The organism is Lentzea sp. NPDC036955 (genome assembly GCF_055608005.1).
This window is the reverse complement of sequence record NZ_JBVJRC010000008.1, coordinates 61326-76322: the sequence shown is the minus strand read 5'-3', so window position 1 is coordinate 76322 and position 14997 is coordinate 61326. Positions and strand designations below refer to the sequence as shown.

The following is a 14997-nucleotide window of genomic DNA, read 5'->3' as shown; positions in this document are numbered from 1 at the left end:
CCTAGCGTTCGTGCCATGTTCGCGATTCGGCAGCACGAGTTCGGTCCGGCGGAGAACCTGCGCTTCGAGGAGGTGCCCGACCCGGAGCCCGGTCCCGGTCAGGTGCGCGTCACCGTGGCCGCCGTCGGCGTCCACTTCGTCGACACCATCATCCGCAAGGGCGGGTTCGGGCCCGTCGACTTCCCGACGACCCCGGGGCGCGAGGTCGCGGGCGTCGTCACCGCGGTCGGTGCCGGGGTGACGAGCGACTGGGTCGGGCGCCGGGTCGTGACCCACCTCGGCATGGGCGGTGGCGGGTACGCCGAGCTCGCCGTCGCCGCGGTGGAGGCGCTGCACCCGGTGCCCGACGACGTCTCGTTCGAGGCGGCCGTCGCGATGATCGGCACCGGCCGCACGGTGGTCGGCGTGCTGGACGTGGCCCGGCTGACGGCGGACGACGTGGTGCTGGTGACGTCCGCGGCGGGCGGCATGGGCACGTTGTTCGTGCAGGAGGCGCGCGCCGTGGGTGCCCAGGTGATCGGGCTCGCGTCGGGCACGAAGCTCGACCACGTGATGGCCAACGGCGCCGACGCCGCCATCGACTACACCCGGCCCGGCTGGGGCGACGCGCTCAAGGACATCACCGTCGTGCTCGACGGCGTCGGCGGCGAGGTCGGCACGGCGGCGCTGAGGACGCTCGGCGTCGGCGGACGCACGATCATCTACGGCTGGGCGTCCGGAACGGCCACCGACACCGGCGTCGACAACCTGTACCCGAAGTCGCTGACCGCGGTGGTCGCGCTGGGGCCGGGGCTGCTGCGGCGCGGGCTGCGGGCGCTGGAGGACGAGTCGATGGCCGGGCTGGCGAGCGGGCGGTTCGTGCCCGCGGTCAACCCGCCGTTCGCGCTCAAGGACGCGGCACGGGCGCACGAGGCGCTGGAGTCCCGTGCCACCGTGGGCAAAGTGGTGCTCAAGCCGTGAAGCAGGGGCCGTTCCCGCGAACGGGAACGGCCCCTGCACCAGCGCTCCGTCAGGCCTGGACCGGCACCTCGACGAACTTCTTGCCCGCGGTGTTCTCGACGACGACGGACTTGACGTCGTTCGGCGCGACCAGCGCGGAACCGTCGAGGTTCGTGCCCTCGGCCGCACCCTTCTTCGAGACGAGCCAGGAGCCCGCCTCCTGCCGGGTGCCGTCCTTGGCCACCACGAAGATGCGGCACTTCTCGCCCTCGGGGATGCCCGCGATCGCGAAGTTGGTCCGCACCCAGCCGGTGGCCGGGACGACCTTCACGGTCATCGACGCACCGGTCACCGCGTCGGTGGCCGTGGCGAGCTTCGTGCCCGCCGGGTCGGGGGCGACGCTCTGGGTCGGCTGGGCGATGCCGCCGTCGCCGCCGGGCGAGGTGGCCTTGCCGACGAAGACACCGGCACCCAGGACCAGGGCGGCCACCACCGCGGCGGCGGCTCCCAGGGTGATCTGACGACGGCGGGCGACACCGCCGCGTTCCGAGCGCACCTGGCGCAAGGTGCGCTGCAACACCAGATCTCCGCCCTCCGGCGGGCCGTCGAGCATCGCCTCCGGTGGCACCTCGCCGAGGAAGGCCTCCATGGCGCGGAGGTCCTCCAGCTCACGGGTGCAGCCGGGGCAGGACGCCAGGTGCTGTTCCACCTCGCGCACCTCCTGCTCGTCGAGTGCTCCGAGGACGTAGGCACCGAGCAGCTGCGGATCGTGCTGCGTGGTCATCCGGCCACCCCCTTCAGTGCGACCTGCTGACCGCCGAACGTCTCCCTCAGGGCCCGCAACGCGTAATACGACCTGGACTTCACCGTTCCCGGTGGCACCCCCAGGGCCTGTGCCGCCTCCGTGACGCTGCGGCCGCGGAAGTAGATCTCCATCAGCACGTCCCGGTGGTCGGACGACAACCGGTCGAGCGCTTCGAGCACCACCACCGAGTCGACCACCTGGTCCGCGTGGTCGCGCTCGACCGGGGGCGTGGCCGGCGACTCGGCCACCTCCTGCGGGCGCGCCGCCTTCGCGCGCACCCGGTCGGTGACGATGTTGCGCGCGACGGTCAACAGCCAGCCGCGCACCGATCCCTTGCCGTTCACGAGGGCGTCGGGGTGGCGCCACGCGCGGACGAGGGTCTCCTGGACCACGTCCTCGGCCGCCGCCCGGTCGCCGGTCAACCGCGTCGCGTACGCCAGCAGCGCCCGACCGTGCTCCTCGTAGAGCGACCGGATCAGTGCCTCGTCGGCCGCTGTCTCCCGTTTGCGGGAGAACAAAGCCGCCATCCACCCACTCCTCCCCGCCCACGAACACCTCGTGTGGGCGTCCTGTTCCAAGACCTCAGCCGACACACGAGCGGGCACGGGCTTCGGTTCAACGGAGTTCCGACGAAAGTGAGGCGGATGGTAGCGGTGGCGGTGCCGCGGCTCACCGCATCCGGTTCAGGTGCGCGGCCAGCTCCCGCATCGCCGCGTCGGGCATGACGTTGATGAACATGCCGTGGTCGGTCGCCGGGTCGCGCAGCTCCTCGGCGAAGCTGTCGACAGCGAACGGGCGGCCCGCGGGGATCTCGTAGCCGACGGTGACGTGCAGGCGCGGAACGGGGAACGTCTTGGGCGGGCACGCGCCCCCGGCCGACGCGAACACCACGTGCGTGCGGTGCGAGGCGCTGTCGGTGTTGTTGCCGTCCCAGCAGCTCGGGAAGTCGTAGGTGCGCAGGGTCCGCACGCCCGGCGCGCACAGCGGGTACTTCGTCGTGTACCGGTCCGGCTGGTCGGCGCAGCCCCACCTGGCCCGCGCGTTCGAGCCGTAGCCGGTGGTGAACGCGGTCGGGTCACCGGTGATCAGGCGCAGGAACCGCGGCATCGGCAGCACGTCGCTGACCGGGCTGCCGTCGTAGCGGACCTCCACGCTCGCCGGGGGCAGCACCTCGCCGGTGTTGCCGTGCAGGCCACCGCCGTCGGCGTGCGCGTCGTGACCCGTTCCGTCGGTGAGCCGCAGCACCGGCCAGTAGTAGGTGGAGCGGTCGTCCTCCTCGCACGTGGACGAGGCCTGCGCGAGAGAGGCGTTCGTCGACATCGCGTCGGCCGACTCGTTGCCCACGTACTCGTGGGTGTGGTGCGCGCCGAACGGGATGCCGGGCGACACGACCGGGTTGTCGGCGTTGAGGTGGCGCTTCTCGTTGGTGCCGCAGCGGATCACCACGCCGGGGGTGTCCGGCTCGGTCCACGCGTGGTCGAGCTCGCTCACGAACATGTCGGCGCCGGGCGTGCCGTTCGAGGTGCCGCCCAGGAGCACGACCCCGGCGGCCACGACGACGATCACCGCGAGCACCGCGACGACGACGGTCGTCGGTCTGGTCGGTGCCACGGCACCAGCCTGCCCTGTGCGGTGCGGCGGCGACAGACCGGGGTTCCGCCCCGGGGTCTCCCACACCGGCCGGGTGGCGTGGGAGATCCGCCCGTGCGGTCAGGAACGCCGAGGTCAGCCCGCCGTGATCAGCGGCTGCCGGTCGTGGTCGACCACGCTCACCCCGGACACGTCCGCCGCGCGGACCATCGCCGACCCGGCCAGCGTGACCTCGCCCTCGTCCGCACGCCAGGAGCCGGCGGTGAACGTCCGGCCGTCCTTCGTGTGCACGACCAGCCAGCAGGCCTTCCCGTCCGGCACGCCGTCGACCGTCGCGACGAGCCGCAGCCCGCCCTCGGTGTCGGTGACCGCCACGGCCAGATGCGCCCCCTCGGACGAGGTGCCCCGCAGGACCGCGTCAGCGGCCTCGGAGCCGTGTCCCAGCCACACTCCCCCAGCCAGCACACCCGTGACCACGAAGGTCGTCGTCAGTGCCGTGATGCGTCCTCGGCGCCGCACGGCGTGATCTCTCTCTTGGCGGACCGTGCCCAACGTGCGCTGCAGGACGTGGTCCGCGTTCGGCGGTGGACCGTCGAGCGAGGCCTCCGGTGGTGGCTCATCCCTCGGCAACGGGCACGGAACGCGGGAACGCCGCACTTCTTCTCCTCTTCCGCAGTACCGCGCTCTCGCGGTGACCGACACCTTCAGAACGGGTCGCGGAGGAAGTTGGTTCACCGTGGACACAGAAAGGTGATCAGTCCCGAAGTGCGTTCTTGACCGGGCCGCTGAGCAGGCCATACGGTGTCATATATGATATATGACCGGCCGGGAGCACCTCCCGCGTCGCGCACGGACTTCGTTCTGGAATCGATCAAAGAAGCGATTCTCAACGGAAACCTGAAGCCCGGTCAGGCGCTCGTGGAAACAGATCTCGCCGCGTGGCTGAGCGTGTCGAAGACGCCGGTGCGGGAGGCGCTGAAGACCCTGGCCGGGTCCGGGCTGGTCGTCCAGAGCCCGTACAAGGGCGTCGCCGTGCGCACGGTCGACGCCGCGCTGGCCACCGCGGTGTACGACGTGCGGGTGCAGCTGGAACCCGAGGCGCTGCGCCGCGCGGTGGTGCTCGGGGCGTCGTTCGAGGAGGCCGGGCTCGCGCTGGAGGACACCGGCGACCTCGCGCGCCGCAGCCTCGCCAACCGGCGGTTCCACCGCGCCCTCTACGCCGGCTGCGGCAACCCGCTGATGGTGCAGATCCTCGACGGGCTGCACGACCAGGCGGCGCTCGTCACCGTCGCCGGGTGGGGCATCCGCCCGACCTGGGAGGCCGAGGCCGCCGAGCACCGCGCCGTCCTCGCCGCCGCCGTGGCCGGTGAGAGCAGCCGCGCCGCCGTGCTGCTGCGCGACCACCTGAAGACGTTCGCCGACCGAGTGACCCAGGAGCTCGCCGATGTCGTTCGATGACCTGTCCGAACAGCTCGCGTCCGTCGTGGCGGTCACGGTGACGCCGTTCGACGCCGAGGGGGCCGTGGACGAGAAGGCCTGCGCGACCGTGGTCGACCGGGTGGTCGACGGCGGGATCACCGTCGTCACGCCGAACGGCAACACCGGCGAGTTCTACGCGTTGTCCCCGGCGGAGACCGAACGCGTGCTGCGGGTCACCGTCGACACCGCCGCCGGACGGGCCTCGGTGCTCGCCGGTGTCGGGCACGACCTGGACACCGCCGTGCGGGCCGCCCGGTTCGCCGACGCGCACGGCTCGAACGGGGTCATGGTCCACCAGCCGGTGCACCCGTACCTGTCGCTGGAGGGGTGGGTCGGCTACCACCGGGTGATCGCGGACGCCGTGCCCGAGCTGAGCGTGGTGCCGTACGTGCGGGACCCGCGGATCGGCGGCGAGCAGATCGCCGCGCTCGCGGACGCGTGCCCGAACGTGGTGGGCGTGAAGTACGCGGTGCCGGACCCGGTGCGGTTCGCCGCGGTGGCGCGGGACGCGGGCCTGGACCGGCTGACCTGGGTGGCGGGGCTCGCGGAGCTGTCCGCACCGGGCTGCTTCGCCGTCGGCGCAACGGGTTTCACCTCGGGGCTCGCGAACGTGTCCCCGCAGCTGGCGGTGCAGCTGCTGCGCTGCCTGCAGGCCCGTGAGCCCGGTGCGGCGATGCAGCTCTGGGAGTTCGTGCGCGGGTTCGAGGAGCTGCGGGCGGCGGACGGGTCGGCGAACAACGTGTCCGTGGTGAAGGAAGCGCTGGCGCAGCTGGGTGTGTGCCGCCGGGACGTGCGCCCGCCCGCGAGCGTGCTGGACGAGGCAGGCCGGTCGGCCGTGGGTGTGGTGCTGAGCTCGTGGAGCCTGCTGTGACGCCTTCCGGGAGGAGGTTGCGCAGCGCCGCGTGGTTCGAGGGCGAGGGGCTGCGGGCGTTCTCGCACAACGCCCGGATGCGCCAGCTCGGGCTGAACGCGCAGGAGCACCTCGGCAAGCCGGTCATCGCGATCCTGAACACGTGGAGCGGCATCAACCCGTGCCACATGCATCTGCGCGAGCGCGCGCAGCAGGTCGAACGCGGCGTGTGGCAGGCGGGCGGGTACCCGGTGGAGTTCCCGGTGTCCACGCTGTCGGAGACGTACCAGAAACCGACGCCCATGCTGTACCGCAACATGCTGTCCATGGAGGTGGAGGAGATCCTCCGCTCCTACCCGGTCGACGGCGCGGTGCTGATGGGCGGGTGCGACAAGACCACGCCGGCGTTGCTGATGGGGGCGGCCTCCGCCGGTCTGCCCGCGATCTTCGTGCCGGCCGGGCCGATGCTGCGCGGGAACTGGCGCGGGCAGCGGCTCGCCTCCGGCACCGACATGTGGCGGTTCTGGGACGAGAAGCGCGCGGGGACGATCACGGACGCCGACTGGGCGGAGATCCAGTCAGGGCTCGCCCGCTCCCCCGGCACGTGCATGACGATGGGCACGGCGTCGACGATGACCGCGGCGGCGGAGGCGCTCGGCCTCACGCTGCCCGGCGCGTCGTCGATCCCGGCCGTGGACTCGGCGCACCACCGGATGGCGGCCGCCGCCGGTCTGCGCGTCGTCGAGATGGTCGGGGAAGGACTGGCGATCGGTGACGTGCTGTCGCGCGAGGCCTACGAGGACGCGGTGCGCACCGTGCTGGCGCTCGGCGGGTCGACGAACTCGTGCATCCACCTGATCGCGATGGCCGGGCGGTCCGGAATCCCGTTGTCGCTGACCGACTTCGACCGGCTGTCGCGCGAGGTGCCGGTGCTCGCGTCCGTGCAGCCCGCCGGCGAGCACCTCATGGAGGACTTCCACTACGCCGGTGGGCTGCGCGGACTGCTGTCGCGGTTGAGGGACACCCTGCACCTGGACCGGACCACCGTCACCGGCCGCACGTTCGGCGAGGACCTCGACGGTGCCGAGGTGCACGACCCGTCGGTGATCCGGCCGCTCGACGACCCGATTTCACCCGAGGGCGGGCTCGCGGTGCTGCGCGGCAACCTCGCGCCGGACGGTGCGGTGATCAAGTACGTGGCGGCGGACCCCGCGCTGTGCAAGCACACCGGTCCCGCCGTGGTGTTCCACGGGTACGAGGACCTGCGGGCGCGCATCGACTCGCCCTCGCTGGAGGTCGCGGAGGACTCGGTGATCGTGCTCGCGGGAGCCGGCCCGAAGGGCGGGCCCGGCATGCCCGAGTACGGGATGCTGCCGATCCCGGACAAGCTGCTGCGGCGGGGCGTCCGGGACATGGTCCGCGTGTCGGACGCCCGGATGAGCGGAACTTCCTACGGTGCCTGCGTTCTGCACGTCGCACCGGAGGCCCACGTCGGCGGGCCGCTGGCGTTGGTGCGCGACGGCGACCTCGTGACGCTGGACGTCGAGGCGCGGGTGCTGCGCGTCGAGCTCCCCGACGAGGAGCTGGACCGGCGGCGGGCCGCCTGGGTCCCGCCGGCGCCGACGTTCGAACGCGGGTACGGCGCCCTCTACTACGAGCACATCACGCAGGCGAACGAGGGCTGCGACTTCGAGTTCCTGGCCCGCCCCGGCACCACCCCCGACCCGAACGCCCACTGACCCCCTGCTCCGCCGGCATCCGCAAGTACCACCAACTCAACATCAACAGGCACTTTTCCACTACCGACAGCGCTTCCGGGCAGGGGGTCAGGGCTTGGAGACGATGGTGCCGAGGGCGGCCGGGAGGCGGTTCTGGGCGTCTTGCCAGTCGTTCATGCCGTAGAGCTCGGTGCGCAGGTAGGCCACCACGAGCTCGCGGACCGCCTGCACGCGCTGCGGGTTCTCGTCGGTGGTCTCGGCGACGTCGTAGCCGGAGACGCCACCGAGACCGTGCTCGCCGCCGGCGAGCGTGAGCAGCGCTTTGCGGCCGGGCGCCAGGTGGTACGGGTCGGCGTGCCACGACGGACCGGCGGTGGTGAGGTGCTCGGAGCCGTCGTTGTCCCCGGCCACCACGAGCGCGGGGGTGGTCATGCCCGAGAAGTCCGCGGTGGCCATGAACCCGTAGTGCTCCTTGACGAAGTCGGTCAGCGCGTCACCACCGCCGGTCGCGGCGAGCAGGACGCCGGCCCTGACCCGCTCGTCCCTCAGGCTGACGCCCTCGGTGGTCATGCCGAGCAGCAGGCTCGCGGTGTGGCCGCCCATGGAGTGCCCGACGACGGCGACGCGGCCGGTGTCGAGGCGGCCCTCCAGCTGCGGCACGGCCTTGACGACCTCGTCGAGCCGGTCGAGCAGGTGCGACAGGTCCTCGGCCCTGGAACGCCAGAACAGCGGTGCCCCCGGCGTGTCCGCGGGCAGGTCCAGGGTGCGGGAGCTGAGGTGCGTCGGCTGCAGGACGACGAAGCCCTGCTCGGCCCAGTGGTCGGCCAGCGGCGCGTAGCCGTGCAGCGAGGACAGGTGGTTCGAGTAGCCCTGCCCGTGCGACAGCAGGATGATCGGCAGCGCGGTGCCCTCGGTCGGCGCGGAGACCTTCAACTGCAGGTCAACGGGCCTGCCGGGGATCTGGAGCACGACGGGGCTCACCGTGAGGACGGTCATGGGTTTCCCTTCGAGTAAGCTTCAGCCGCGTAATCGGAGCGACGTTCCGGAACGATACGGAGCACTGTTCCGCTTTGTCAACCGTGCCTCGGAGAGGAGTGCCGTGCCACCACGCAAGCGGTCCGACGCCGTGCGCAACGAGCAGACCCTGCTCGCCGCCGCGGCGGCCGTGTTCGTCCGTTCCGGCGTCGACGCCCCGATCAGGGAGATCGCGGCCGAGGCCGGCGTCGGCATGGGCACGATCTACCGCCACTTCCCCACCCGCGCAGACCTCGTCGTGGCCGTCTACCGCCACCAGGTCGAGTCGTGCGCGGCGGCGGGCCCGGAACTGCTGGCCGCCGCGGACTCCGCGTTCGTCGCATTGCGACGGTGGGTCGACCTGTTCGTCGACTTCCTGGTGACCAAGCACGGCCTGGCGCAGGCGCTGCAGTCCGACGACAGCGGGTTCGCCTCGCTGCACGCCTACTTCCTCGACACGCTCGGGCCGGTGTGCCACGCGCTGCTGACCGCGGCGGCCGACGCCGGGGAGGTTCGCGGGGACGTCCAGCCGTACGAGCTGATGCGCGGCATCGGGAACCTGTGCATCGGGCAGGCCGACGAGCGGTACGACCCGCGGCGGCTGATCGCGCTGCTGCTGGACGGGCTCCGCCGGACCTGACTCCCCGCACCGCCCCCGCCGGGACTTGACGCCGACCGCCCTCCGCACCCGTCATGATGGGCCCAACCGGCAGCTGAGGGCGAGGTACCAGTGGCAGTCACCATCCGCGACGTGGCACGCAGGGCGCACGTGTCGGTCGCCACCGTGTCGCGCGCGCTGACCTCACCCGAGCTGGTGCGGCCGGAGACCCGGTCGCGGGTGCTGGCCGCCGCCGCGGAGCTGGGGTACCAGCCCAACCGCGCGGCACGGGGGTTGATCACCGGCAAGACGGGCAACATCGGCATCGTCGTGCCGGACCTCGACAACCCGTTCTTCACCGGTGTGCTGAAAGCGGTGCAGGCGCGGGCTTTGCAGGCGGACTACGCGGTGTTCGTGGCCGACAGCGACGAGGACCCGGTGGCCGAGGCGCGGCTGGTGCACGCGATGGCCAAGCAGGTGGACGGGGTCGTGCTGTGCGCGCCGGGGCTGGAGGACTCGCAGGTCTACGAGGTGGCGGGGGCGACGTCGCTGGTGCTGCTGAACCGGCGGCTGCCCGGGGTGCCGTCGGTGCTGATGGACTCGGCGGGCGGGATGCAGGCGGTCGTCGACCACCTGGTCGCGTTGGGACACCGGCGGATCGCCTACCTCAACGGGCCGCGCACGTCGTGGTCCAACCAGGAGCGCCGGCGCGGGCTGCTGACAGCGGTGGCACGGCACGGGATCGAGCTCGTCGACCTCGGCCCGTTCGCGCCGCGCTACGAGGGCGGGTTGCAGGCGGCGGACCTGGCGGTGGCGGCGGACACGACGGCGGTGGTCGCCTACAACGACATCATGGCGCTCGGGGTGCTGGCGCGGTTGCGGGACCGCGGGATCTCCGTGCCGGGCGAGGTGTCGGTGACCGGGTTCGACGACCTCACCTACGCGGCGCTGTGCTCGCCCGCGCTCTCCACCGTCGCGATGCCCGTCGCACAGGCCGGGCGGACCGCGGTGAACCTGCTGCTGGACTGGTTCGACTCCGACCACGACGAGGTGCCGCAGGTCGTGCTCGGCACGCAGCTGATCGTGCGCGGGACCACCACACCGCCGAAGAAGTAGGGCCCGGCAAGCAAAAGGCGGCCCCGGCCAGCGCCTGGGGGGAGTGCGCTGAAAGCCGGGGCCGCGAGAGCGGCTGGGCCCGAGGGGGGAGGGGGCCGTGCGCCGCTGGTGCACCACTCTGCCCTGGGATCGGGAAGAAAGCCAGGGTGGATGTACCTGTTTTTGGATTTCTCGTACGTACGGGTTACGCGTAGAGACCTTCGTACAACGGGGAGTGAAGGCGGTGCACCACGGACCGCTTGACCTTCAACGTGGGCGTGAGCTCACCTTCCTCCTGCGACAGATCCCTTGCCAGCAGCACGAACTTCTTCATCTGGGAAACACCGGCGAAGTGCGAGTTCGCTTCGTCGACGACTTCCTGCACGAGCGCGCGCACGTCCGGGTGAGCCACCAGTGACTCGATGTCGCCGGGAAGTCCACGCGACGCCGCCCACGGACCGATCTCGTCCGCGTCCAGTGTGATCAGAGCCACACAGTACGGTTTGCGGTCGCCGTACAACACCGCGTGCGAGATCCACCGGGACTGCCGCAGGGCGTTCTCCACGTTGGCGGGCGCGATGTTCTTGCCGCCCGCGGTGATGATGATGTCCTTCTTGCGCCCGGTGATCGTCACGAAACCGTCCTCGTCGATCTCGCCGAGGTCGCCGGTGTGCAGCCAACCGTCCTCGATGGTCTCCGCCGTCGCCTCGGGATTGCGCCAGTAGCCCGCGAACACGTGCGGGCCGCGCATCAGCAGCTCGCCGTCCTCCCCCAGCCGCATCTCCAGCCCCGCGATGCCGGTGGCACCGACCGAGCCGAGCTTGAAGCGCTCCAAGGTGTTGATGGTGCCGATCGCGGTCGACTCGGTCATGCCGTAGCCCTCCAGCACCGGCACCCCGGCCGCGTGGAAGAACCGCAGCACCTCGGTGGAGATCGGCGCGGCACCGGACAGCGCCTGCTCCAGCCGGCCGCCGAACACCGCGCGCACGTTCGCGAACAGCGCGTCGGCCTGCTCGAACGCCGCCGCCATCTCGGCGGGCACCGGTTCGCCCGCGGCCCTGCGGCGCCGCACCTCCAGGCCCAGCGCGACCGCCTGGGACAGTTGCGCGGGTTCGACGGCCGACGTGACGAACGTGTAGATCTTCTCGAAGATCCGCGGCACCGACGGCAGGAACGTCGGCCTGACCTCGGCGAGCTCGGGGATGACCGCCTTCATGTCGCCGCCGAAGTAGGCGAGCTCGCCGCCGCGGTACATCGTGCTGAACATGACGATCTGCGCGAAGACGTGCGCCAGCGGCAGGAACAGGTAGACCGTGCCCTGCATGGCGTCGATCCGGGTCTCCTCGGCCAGCAGGCACAGGGCGACCCAGTTGCCGCTGGTCAGCACGCACCCCTTGGGCGGGCCGGTGGTGCCGGAGGTGTAGATGATCAGGCTCGGGTCGTCCGGGTGGACCGCCGCGCGGCGGGAGTCGAGCTCGGCGGCCAGCGGCGAGGTGCGGCCGGTGTCGCCCAGCTGCGCCACCGTCGGCCGGTCGCCGGCGGGCTCGATCGTGAACACCGCGCGCAGCTCGGGCAGCTCACCGCGCACCGCCTCGACCTTGGCGCACTGCTCCTCGTTCTCGGCGACCACGACGGACGCACCGGAGTCGCCGATCACCCAGGCGATCTCCTCCGGCGTGCTGGACGGGTAGATCGGCACGACGATGCCGCCCGCCGCCAGCACGGCCAGCTCGACCGCCACCCACTCGTACCGGGTGCCGGCGAGCACGCACACCCGGTCCCCGGAGGACAGTCCCGCGTGGACGAACCCGGACGCGAGCTCCAGCACCAGCTCCGCGACCTCGGCGAAGGTCCGCTGGTGCCACCGGCCGTCCTCCTTGTACCGCCACGCCACCGCGTCGCCGTACGCCTGCTCCGCGAGGAACGGCAGGTCGGCGGTGCGGCGGACGGCTTTCAGGGCGTTCGGGCTGGTGACTCCTGCGGTCATTGCGGCTCCTGCGCGCGTCGGGGTGGGGGGATCAGGCGGGAACGACCTGGACGCGGGTGCCGTTGAGCACGGCGGTCCCGGAGAGCGGGTCGATCCGGAGGTCGTCGGTGAGGAGGTTGACGTTCACGCCGGCGTGCTCGCGGGCCACGGACATCCGCGTGCCGGGCTGGTCGTGGCCCCAGCCGTGCGGCATCGACACGACACCGGGTGCGATGTCGGCGGTGACCTCGACGAGCACCTCGACCTTGCCGACGCGGGAGGTCACCTGGGCGGTGCCGCCGTCGGTCAGCCCGATCCGCTCGGCGTCAGCGGGGTTCACCTGCAGCGTGCACAACGGCTTGCCCTTCACCAGCGCGGGCACGTTGTGCATCCAGGAGTTGTTGGTGCGCAGGTGCCTGCGGCCCACGAGGACCAGGTCGGTCTCGGGCGCGGTGAGCGCGGAGAGCACGCGCGGCAGGTCGTCCACGACGGCCTGCGGGGTGAGCTCGACCTTGCCGGACGCGGTGCGCAGGACCTCCGGCAGGCGCGGGGTCAGCGGACCGAGGTCGATGCCGTGCGGGTTCTCCAGCAGCTGCCGCAACGACACCCTGTACGCGCCGGTGCGGAGCTTGAGGTCCAGCAGGCGTTCCTCGCGCGTCTCCCCCTCTGGCTCGAAGTCGGCGCCGGCCTTCTCCTTCAGCCCCGCGAGCTGGACCGCGGCCACCGCGTCGAGGTCGGCGTCCGGGCCGAGCCCGCTGAGGATGGTCGCGAGCCGGAAGAAGATGTCCGCCTCGTCGACGCGGTCCTCCTCCAGCGGGATCGGTGCGCGCGAGTACTTCACGACGTTGCGCACGGAGTTGCTGAAGAACGCGAGGTCGTAGTGCGCGCGCCGGGACGGCGGCGGCGTGGGCAGGATGACGTCCGCGTGCCGGGTGGTCTCGTTGAGGTACGGGTCGACGCTGACCATGAACTCCAACGACGCGAGGGCGTCGCTCACGCGTGCGGAGTTCGGCAGCGACAACGCGGGGTTGCCGCCGATCGTGAACAGCGCGCGCACCTGGCCTTCGCCGGGCGTCTCGATCTCGTCGACCATCGTGACGGCGGGGAACTCCCCCATCACCTCGGGGTGGCCCTTGACCCGGCTGTGCCAGCGGCCGACGCCGAACCCCTTGCCCCGTCCGGGGCCGCGCCGGGTGTGGGCGGGCAACGGCCACATCACGCCGCCCGGCCGGTCGAGGTTGCCGGTGAGGACGTTGAGCGTGTCGATCGCCCACGACGCGACCGTGCCGAACTCGACGGTCGTGGTGCCGATGCGCCCGTAGACGGCGGCGCGCTCGGCAGCGGCGAGCTGCCGGGCCAGGGCGCGGATGGTCGCCGCGGGCACGCCGGTGCGCTCCGCCACGGCGTCCGGGCCGAAGCCGGCGACGAGCGCGCGGACCCGGGTGTGGTCGGTGACGTGCTCCGCGAGGTCCTTGAGGTCGACCAGGTCCTGCGCGAACAGCTCGTGGACGAGGGCCAGCAGCAGGAACACGTCGGTGCCCGGCCGGATCACCACGTGCTGGTCGGCGGCAGCAGCGGTGCGGCTGCGGCGCGGGTCGACCACGACGAACGACCCGCCGCGCCGCTGCAGCTCGCGGAACCGGCCCGGCACGTCCGGCACCGTCCACAGGCTGCCGTTCGAGGAGAACGGGTCCGCGCCCAGCACGAGCATGAAGTCGGTGCGGTCGATGTCGGGCACCGGGATCGAGAAGACGCTGCCGTACATGTGGCCGCACTGGACCTGCTTGGGCATCTGGTCGACGGTGCTGGCGGTGAAGACGTTGCGGCTGCCGAGCGCCTTGCGCAGCGGTCCGGCGTACAGGCCGCCCGCGAGCGAGTGCACCACGGGGTTGCCCAGGTACATCGCCACGGAGTCGCGGTCGGGGAAGTCCTTCAGCCGCTCGTCGACGTGCGCGAACGCCTCGGCCCACGTGACCTCGACGAACTCGCCGTCCCGCTTGACCAGCGGCGCCCGCAGGCGGTCCGGGTCGGCGTCGAGCGCCCCCAGCGAAGCGCCCTTGGGGCAGATGAAGCCCCTGCTGAACTCGTCGTCGCGGTCACCGCGCACCTTCGTGATGCGGTCGCCGTCGACCGTCAGCTCCAGCCCGCACGTCGCCTCGCACAGCGGGCAGGTCGTGAACACGGTGCTCATGCGTCCCCTTGTCCGGCTTTTTTCCCCAACGCGTACCGATCGGCGGCCACCGGGCGCAAGCGCCCTGCCGAGGTCAACCCGAACAGCTCACTGACCGCCCCCGCAATCATGTCGGGCCGGCGCAGGGTGTGCTCGAAGCGGAAGCCGACGACCGCGCGCGAACCGCCGAGCAGCCCGGTCAGGTGCACCGACTCGTCCTGGTCGGGGCCGTGGCAGACGACCCGCCCGAACGGCGCCAGAGCGGCCAGGGAGGCCTCCAGCGCGCCGCCGGGGTCGAGCACGACGTCGACCCGCTGGTCCTCGTTCGCCCGGACGAGCCGCGCGGCCAGACCGTCCCGGCCGGAGTCGACGGCGACGTCCGCGCCGAGCGCCACCGCTGTTCGCCGACGCTCCTCGCTCGATTCCGTGGCGATCACACGGCCCGCTCCGAAGCTGCGCGCGAGTTGGACGGCTATCGCACCGACCTCGCTCATCGCGTCGTGCACGACGATCGTCTCGTCCGGCCCGAGGTGCGCGCACGTGCGGAGGAGGTGCCACGCCGTCGTGCCCGCTCTGGCCAGCACCAGTGCTTCGTCATCGGTGACACCGGCGGGGACGGGCAGGTGCACCCGGCCGGCGATGACGACGACCCGACGGCCACCGTCCTCGACCCGGACCTCGTCGACCGCCGCCGCTGTGCGCATGAACCCCATCTCAGGGGTGCGCGGCGCCGGGCTGTAGTGCGGCTTCCACAACAGCTAAGGAACCGGCGC

At 72.0% G+C, this 14997-nt stretch carries 14 protein-coding genes; 6 read left to right on the top strand and 8 right to left on the bottom strand.

The genetic code is table 11. The features are described from left to right. The first annotated feature begins 15 nt into the window (after positions 1 to 15). The gene (locus ACZ7CF_RS27100) at positions 16 to 960 is read left to right on the top strand and encodes a zinc-binding dehydrogenase (RefSeq protein ID WP_470370881.1); all 945 of its coding nucleotides are present in this window, start codon (positions 16 to 18) and stop codon (positions 958 to 960) included. A gap of 49 nt (positions 961 to 1009) precedes the next feature. Here the strand turns inward: ACZ7CF_RS27100 and ACZ7CF_RS27095 are convergent, their stop codons facing one another. From ACZ7CF_RS27095 to ACZ7CF_RS27080, 4 genes are all read right to left on the bottom strand, one after another. Next, a complete protein-coding gene (locus ACZ7CF_RS27095) occupies positions 1010 to 1723 on the bottom strand; it encodes an anti-sigma factor family protein (RefSeq protein WP_360392470.1) in 714 nt (237 codons plus the stop codon). Further along, a complete protein-coding gene (locus ACZ7CF_RS27090) occupies positions 1720 to 2271 on the bottom strand; it encodes a sigma-70 family RNA polymerase sigma factor (protein ID WP_360392473.1) in 552 nt (183 codons plus the stop codon). Before ACZ7CF_RS27090 ends, ACZ7CF_RS27095 begins: the two co-directional genes overlap by 4 nt. Positions 2272 to 2413: 142 nt before the next feature. After that, positions 2414 to 3355 (bottom strand): DUF1996 domain-containing protein, encoded by a 942-nt coding sequence (locus ACZ7CF_RS27085; protein ID WP_470370880.1) that lies wholly within the window; start codon positions 3353 to 3355, stop codon positions 2414 to 2416. Positions 3356 to 3469: 114 nt separating this feature from the next. Then, on the bottom strand, positions 3470 to 3991 hold the full coding sequence (locus tag ACZ7CF_RS27080) for a hypothetical protein (protein WP_470370879.1): 522 nt from the start codon (positions 3989 to 3991) through the stop codon (positions 3470 to 3472). A gap of 153 nt (positions 3992 to 4144) precedes the next feature. On the opposite strand from ACZ7CF_RS27080, the gene ACZ7CF_RS27075 reads away from it, so the two are divergent. From ACZ7CF_RS27075 to araD, 3 genes are read left to right on the top strand one after another with little or no spacing between them, the layout of a single operon-like run. Next, complete coding sequence (locus ACZ7CF_RS27075; RefSeq protein ID WP_470370878.1) at positions 4145 to 4792, top strand: GntR family transcriptional regulator; 648 nt, start codon at positions 4145 to 4147, stop codon at positions 4790 to 4792. Then, positions 4779 to 5684 carry a dihydrodipicolinate synthase family protein gene (locus ACZ7CF_RS27070; protein WP_470370877.1) on the top strand — a complete coding sequence of 302 codons (906 nt, stop codon included), beginning with the start codon at positions 4779 to 4781 and terminating at the stop codon, positions 5682 to 5684. Before ACZ7CF_RS27075 ends, ACZ7CF_RS27070 begins: the two co-directional genes overlap by 14 nt. Then, on the top strand, positions 5681 to 7402 hold the full coding sequence (araD, locus tag ACZ7CF_RS27065) for an L-arabinonate dehydratase (RefSeq protein WP_470370876.1): 1722 nt from the start codon (positions 5681 to 5683) through the stop codon (positions 7400 to 7402). Before ACZ7CF_RS27070 ends, araD begins: the two co-directional genes overlap by 4 nt. A gap of 87 nt (positions 7403 to 7489) precedes the next feature. Here the strand turns inward: araD and ACZ7CF_RS27060 are convergent, their stop codons facing one another. Continuing rightward, the gene (locus tag ACZ7CF_RS27060; protein WP_470370875.1) at positions 7490 to 8377 is read right to left on the bottom strand and encodes an alpha/beta hydrolase family protein; all 888 of its coding nucleotides are present in this window, start codon (positions 8375 to 8377) and stop codon (positions 7490 to 7492) included. A gap of 103 nt (positions 8378 to 8480) precedes the next feature. Here ACZ7CF_RS27060 and ACZ7CF_RS27055 point away from each other — a divergent pair, with 103 nt between their 5' ends. After that, positions 8481 to 9035 (top strand): TetR/AcrR family transcriptional regulator, encoded by a 555-nt coding sequence (locus ACZ7CF_RS27055; protein ID WP_458430941.1) that lies wholly within the window; start codon positions 8481 to 8483, stop codon positions 9033 to 9035. Between the two features lie 90 nt (positions 9036 to 9125). Next, on the top strand, positions 9126 to 10109 hold the full coding sequence (locus ACZ7CF_RS27050; protein WP_458430940.1) for a LacI family DNA-binding transcriptional regulator: 984 nt from the start codon (positions 9126 to 9128) through the stop codon (positions 10107 to 10109). Positions 10110 to 10293: 184 nt separating this feature from the next. Here ACZ7CF_RS27050 and ACZ7CF_RS27045 read toward each other — a convergent pair whose 3' ends face one another. The 3 genes from ACZ7CF_RS27045 to ACZ7CF_RS27035 are packed head-to-tail and all read right to left on the bottom strand — an operon-like array spanning position 10294 to position 14928. Next, positions 10294 to 12075 carry an AMP-dependent synthetase/ligase gene (locus tag ACZ7CF_RS27045; protein WP_470370874.1) on the bottom strand — a complete coding sequence of 594 codons (1782 nt, stop codon included), beginning with the start codon at positions 12073 to 12075 and terminating at the stop codon, positions 10294 to 10296. Between the two features lie 31 nt (positions 12076 to 12106). Continuing rightward, positions 12107 to 14245, bottom strand: a complete 2139-nt coding sequence (locus tag ACZ7CF_RS27040; protein ID WP_470370873.1) for a molybdopterin oxidoreductase family protein — start codon at positions 14243 to 14245, stop codon at positions 12107 to 12109. Next, positions 14242 to 14928, bottom strand: coding sequence for a zinc-binding dehydrogenase (locus ACZ7CF_RS27035; protein WP_470370872.1), 687 nt, complete (start codon positions 14926 to 14928; stop codon positions 14242 to 14244). The genes ACZ7CF_RS27040 and ACZ7CF_RS27035 overlap by 4 nt, the downstream gene beginning before the upstream one ends. Positions 14929 to 14997 lie beyond the last annotated feature (69 nt).

What these genes read in the sequence shown, in the direction of transcription:
- ACZ7CF_RS27100 (WP_470370881.1), top strand. Translation starts at nt 16, where the DNA reads ATGTTCGCGATTCGGCAGCACGAGTTCGGTCCGGCGGAGAACCTGCGC.
- ACZ7CF_RS27095 (WP_360392470.1), bottom strand. Translation starts at nt 1,723, where the DNA reads ATGACCACGCAGCACGATCCGCAGCTGCTCGGTGCCTACGTCCTCGGA.
- ACZ7CF_RS27090 (WP_360392473.1), bottom strand. Translation starts at nt 2,271, where the DNA reads ATGGCGGCTTTGTTCTCCCGCAAACGGGAGACAGCGGCCGACGAGGCA.
- ACZ7CF_RS27075 (WP_470370878.1), top strand. Translation starts at nt 4,145, where the DNA reads ATGATATATGACCGGCCGGGAGCACCTCCCGCGTCGCGCACGGACTTC.
- ACZ7CF_RS27070 (WP_470370877.1), top strand. Translation starts at nt 4,779, where the DNA reads ATGTCGTTCGATGACCTGTCCGAACAGCTCGCGTCCGTCGTGGCGGTC.
- ACZ7CF_RS27060 (WP_470370875.1), bottom strand. Translation starts at nt 8,377, where the DNA reads ATGACCGTCCTCACGGTGAGCCCCGTCGTGCTCCAGATCCCCGGCAGG.
- ACZ7CF_RS27045 (WP_470370874.1), bottom strand. Translation starts at nt 12,075, where the DNA reads ATGACCGCAGGAGTCACCAGCCCGAACGCCCTGAAAGCCGTCCGCCGC.
- ACZ7CF_RS27040 (WP_470370873.1), bottom strand. Translation starts at nt 14,245, where the DNA reads ATGAGCACCGTGTTCACGACCTGCCCGCTGTGCGAGGCGACGTGCGGG.
- ACZ7CF_RS27035 (WP_470370872.1), bottom strand. Translation starts at nt 14,928, where the DNA reads ATGCGCACAGCGGCGGCGGTCGACGAGGTCCGGGTCGAGGACGGTGGC.